Annotated in this window: 2 protein-coding genes; both read left to right on the top strand. The window is 62.4% G+C overall.

Translation table 11 applies throughout. From position 1 onward, the window contains the following. On the top strand, nt 1–273 hold a 273-nt coding region (locus A3730_RS08550), incomplete at its 5' end, for a TetR-like C-terminal domain-containing protein (protein ID WP_197477377.1). After that, nucleotides 270–712: NAD(P)/FAD-dependent oxidoreductase (locus A3730_RS08545; protein WP_156501085.1), on the top strand; the 443-nt coding region annotated here is incomplete at its 3' end. The genes A3730_RS08550 and A3730_RS08545, both read left to right, overlap by 4 nt.

Here is a 712-nt window from a genome sequence, read left to right as displayed (position 1 = left end):
CGGCTCGATCAGGCCGGACTTGGCGCCTTCAATGTACTGCAGGACACGATTGCCCGGGGCCAACGGGCGGGCTATCTGAAGCCCGCACCGCTATCGCTGATGACCGCCACCGCCTGGTCGCTGGTGCACGGCCTTTCACAGCTGACCATCGACGGCCATCTGCCCAATGCGGATGCCGAACCCCAACTCGCCGAAGGCATCACCAGCCTGTTGCTGGAGGGCGCCATCACCCATACCGACGCCCATACCGATAACAACGAGGACACCCCATGAGCAGCCCAACCCCCAGCACCCTTCGCGTCGGCCGCCGCTACCGCGCCAAACGTCTCGACGGGCCCTATGACGCCATCGTCATCGGTTCCGGCATTGGCGGTCTCACCACCGCCGCCTGCCTGAGCAAAATGGGCAAGAAAGTGGTGGTGTTCGAGCAGCACTACACCGCCGGGGGCTTTACCCACAGCTATGATCGCAATGGCTACGAATGGGATGTGGGCGTGCACTACATCGGCGACATGGGCGCCGACCACACCATGGCCAAACGCCTGTTCGACCATGTCACCGACGGCGAGCTGAAATGGGCACCCATGGATGCCAACTACGACCGGCTGTTTATTGGCGACCGCCAGATCGACCTGATGGCCGGCCCCAAGGCCTTCGTGGACAGCCTAAAAAACGACTTCCCGGATGAGCATCAGGCCATCGATACCTACAT

Source organism: Alcanivorax sp. HI0044 (assembly GCF_001634945.1).
This window is presented reverse-complemented; position numbering and strand designations above follow the sequence as displayed.